Here is a 3,144-nt window from a genome sequence, read left to right as displayed (position 1 = left end):
GGAAATGATAGGGGCTCGTCGCCGCGCTGCTGGCGAGGTCGGCGAGCGACAGCGGGCGGTCTGCTTCGAGTTCGATCAGCCGCACCGCCTCGGCGACCCGTTTCTGGTCGCGACGGCTCGGCGCGCGGGCGGCATAAACGGCATCCGAGCTCGTCCTGACCACCGCGCCGGCAATGCGCAGGCCGAGTTCCTCGAATGCGTCGGCGTCGCCGGTTTCCCGCGCGGCTTCCGCTTCCGCCAGCAGCGGCGCAAGCGCCGGCAACGGCGGCAGGCGCGGCGCGGCGAAGCCAAGCCGCATGGCGCCGGGCACGTCGGCGACAATGCGCTCCATATAGGTCGGCGAAAAATGGAAGGAGAGGCAGCGGTCGCCGGCGCCGTGCTCATGCCCGCACTCATAGCAGGCGCCGGGATTGCCGAGCAGGATCGCGCCGGGCGCAAGCATCGCCGTGCCCTCGCGTGTCCGGTAGCGGAACGTGCCCTGGGTTACCGCGGCAACGCAAAAGCCGCGATGCTCTTCCTCGAACGGGCTGTCGCCGACGCCGGCGGTGCACACGACGTCCGACACCTGCCAGCCCCGGCCCGAGACGATTTTCTTCTCACGCGTCGTCATCGCCCGAAAGTTAGCAATTTTCCCCAAGCGCAGAACCCTTTCCTGCCTCTATTGGTCGTGCTCTCCTGACAAACGAGGCAGTAGTCATGATCGATTCCTTCGCTGAGGCCCTGCACAGCGGCGAGCCCAACCCCGGCCTAGCCGAAAAGCTGGCGCTCTATGGGCGCTTCGTCGGCGCCTGGACATTCGACGCCACCCGCCATCTCGAGGACGGCACGGTTCTTACCGGGCGTGGCGAGGTGCATTTCGGCTGGGTTCTGGAGGGCAAGGCGATCCAGGACGTGTGGATCCTGCCCGCGCGCAATACTGGTGTACAGACATCTCTCGGCGCGTGGACGTTCTACGGTACGACCCTGCGCGTCTACGATCCCGGGGTCGATGCCTGGCACATCTTCTGGAGCGATCCGCGCAACCAATACTACAGCCGGCAGCTCGGCCGCGCCGAGGGCGAGACGATCGTGCAGGTCGGCGCCGATGGCTCCGGCGCGTCGGTGCGTTGGAGCTTTTCGCGCATCACCGAGAATTCGTTCCGTTGGCTCGGCGAGCGCTCGCATGACGGCGGCGCCACCTGGCGGCTCGAGGTCGAATTCCTCGCCTGCCGCACGACTTGAGGCTGATCGGCCAACCTATTGAAAAAACGGAGAAAACGATGCTTGACCACATCTCGCTCGGCGTTGGCGACACAACTGTCTCGAAGCGCTTCTACGATGCCGTGCTGCAACCACTTGGCTATGGCTGCCTCAGCCAGTCGCCCGGCTCGCTCGGCTATGGCGCCAATGCAGTGGCGCTCTGGGTGAATGAAGCCGCGCGGCCGGTGCCGGCGGACACGGAGTCCGGCCTGCATTTCTGCTTCGCCGCGCCGACGCGAAAGAGCGTCGATGCCTTCCACGCGGCCGCGTTGCGTGAGGGCGGCAGGGACAATGGCCCGCCTGGCTTGCGCGCCGCTTATGGTGAAAACTACTATGCCGCCTTCGTCATAGACCCTGACGGGTACCGGCTCGAGGCTTACTGCGGCAAAGCTGAATAGCCGGCTGAAATCCCCTCCCTTCCTGTTCCCACCGCTCCCGCTTTGCTCTACCAATTGACGAGCTTGGGCTTCGCCCGGCGGGAGGGGACCAGCGATGCCGAGCTTCGACAGCCTGTTCAATGCCTTCGTCACCATACTGGTGACCATCGACCCGCCCGGGCTGGCGACGCTTTTCCTCGCTGTGACGCGCGGCATGAACCGCGAGGAGCGCCAGCAAGTTTCGGTGCGGGCCTCGGTGATCGGCTTCCTGGTGATGGCGCTGTTCGCGGTTGCCGGCGCCTCGATCCTGTCGGTGTTCGGCATCACGCTGCCGGCCTTCCGCGTCGCCGGCGGTTTCCTGCTCTTCTTCATCGCCTTCGAAATGGTGTTCGAGCGCCGGCAGGACCGCAAGGAGAAGATCGGCGACGTCGCCATCACCAAGGACATGATCCACAATATCGCCGCCTTCCCGCTGGCGATCCCGCTGATCGCCGGCCCGGGCGCGATTTCGGCGACGGTGCTGCTGTCGGGACACTTCGACGGTTTCGCGGCGCAGGCGGCGCTGGTTGGCATCATCTTCGTCTGCCTCGCCATCACCTATCTGGTGTTCGTGCTGGCGGAGCGCATCGATCGCATCCTCGGCCAGACCGGCCGCTCGATCCTGACGCGGCTGCGGCGTCATCCTGGCGGCGCTCGCCGTACAGTTCGTTGCGGACGGCGTCAGGGCACTAATGGCTGCCTAAGCGGGACCCCTGCTGCCTTATTTCGCGGCGGTATCGACGACCTCGAAATCATGCGTGACCGTCGCCGTCTTGGCCATCATCGCGGTCGCCGAGCAGTACTTTTCGATCGAGAGGTCGATCGCGCGCTTCACCTTTTCATGCGAGAGCCCGCGGCCCTTGACGATGAAATGCATGTGGATGCGGGTGAAGACCCTGGGCTCCTTCTCTGCCCGGTCGGCGTCGAGCTCGACGACGCAATCCTCGATCGCCTCGCGGCCTTTTTCGAGGATGTGGACGACGTCGTAGGCCGAACAGCCGCCGGTGCCGATCAGCACGAGCTCCATCGGGCTCGGCCCCGGCGTTTTGCCCTCCGGGCCGGACGCTGTTCCGAGGACAACCTTGTGGCCGCTGCCGGACTCACCGACGAAGGTGCGTTCCTCGACCCATTTGACGCGTGCTTTCACGGCATTTTTCCTTGCGAGGCCTTGGCCAGCCTATTGACCGAACACGACCGTATGCATGATCCGGCCAGGCAGCAGCGTGAAGATGCCGGCACCGATCAAGGCGAAGACATAGAGCTTGATCATGGCGCCGCGATGCGCGGCGACGCGATGGGTGTGCGCATACCACACCGCCAGCGGCGCGGTGACCAGCACCAGGATCGACAGGAGATGGATCGGACTGAACGGGCCGATCAGGCGGATCTGCCGGATCCAGAAACTCGAGACGGCGATGACAAGCATCAGCGCCGCCCAGGCATAGCCCATCACGCGGTGGCTCGGCGTGCCTTTCGGAAGCGCCAGCTG

The 3,144-nt window shown here is 65.3% G+C and carries 5 protein-coding genes and 1 pseudogene; 3 read left to right on the top strand and 3 right to left on the bottom strand.

Features of this window, described 5'->3' with window-relative positions:
• Window positions 1-610: AraC family ligand binding domain-containing protein (locus EN745_RS32590; protein ID WP_127423149.1), on the bottom strand; the 610-nt coding region annotated here is incomplete at its 3' end.
• A gap of 86 nt (window positions 611-696) precedes the next feature.
• Here EN745_RS32590 and EN745_RS32585 point away from each other — a divergent pair.
• From EN745_RS32585 to EN745_RS32575, 3 genes and pseudogenes are all read left to right on the top strand, one after another.
• Complete coding sequence (locus EN745_RS32585) at window positions 697-1,221, top strand: hypothetical protein (protein ID WP_127423148.1); 525 nt, start codon at window positions 697-699, stop codon at window positions 1,219-1,221.
• 38 nt (window positions 1,222-1,259) lie between these two features.
• Window positions 1,260-1,637 (top strand): VOC family protein, encoded by a 378-nt coding sequence (locus EN745_RS32580; RefSeq protein WP_127423147.1) that lies wholly within the window; start codon window positions 1,260-1,262, stop codon window positions 1,635-1,637.
• Between the two features lie 94 nt (window positions 1,638-1,731).
• Window positions 1,732-2,359 (top strand): annotated as a pseudogene (locus EN745_RS32575) (MarC family protein).
• A 17-nt stretch (window positions 2,360-2,376) separates the two neighbouring features.
• Here EN745_RS32575 and EN745_RS32570 read toward each other — a convergent pair.
• Window positions 2,377-2,802, bottom strand: a complete 426-nt coding sequence (locus EN745_RS32570) for an OsmC family protein (protein ID WP_126054746.1) — start codon at window positions 2,800-2,802, stop codon at window positions 2,377-2,379.
• Between the two features lie 30 nt (window positions 2,803-2,832).
• The coding region (locus EN745_RS32565; protein WP_127423146.1) for a DUF2306 domain-containing protein at window positions 2,833-3,144 on the bottom strand (312 nt) is incomplete at its 5' end.

The organism is Mesorhizobium sp. M4A.F.Ca.ET.022.05.2.1, assembly GCF_003998845.1.
Lineage (GTDB): Bacteria > Pseudomonadota > Alphaproteobacteria > Rhizobiales > Rhizobiaceae > Mesorhizobium.
Note: the sequence above shows the minus strand (reverse complement) of the source record. Positions and strands in the feature narration are given on the sequence as shown.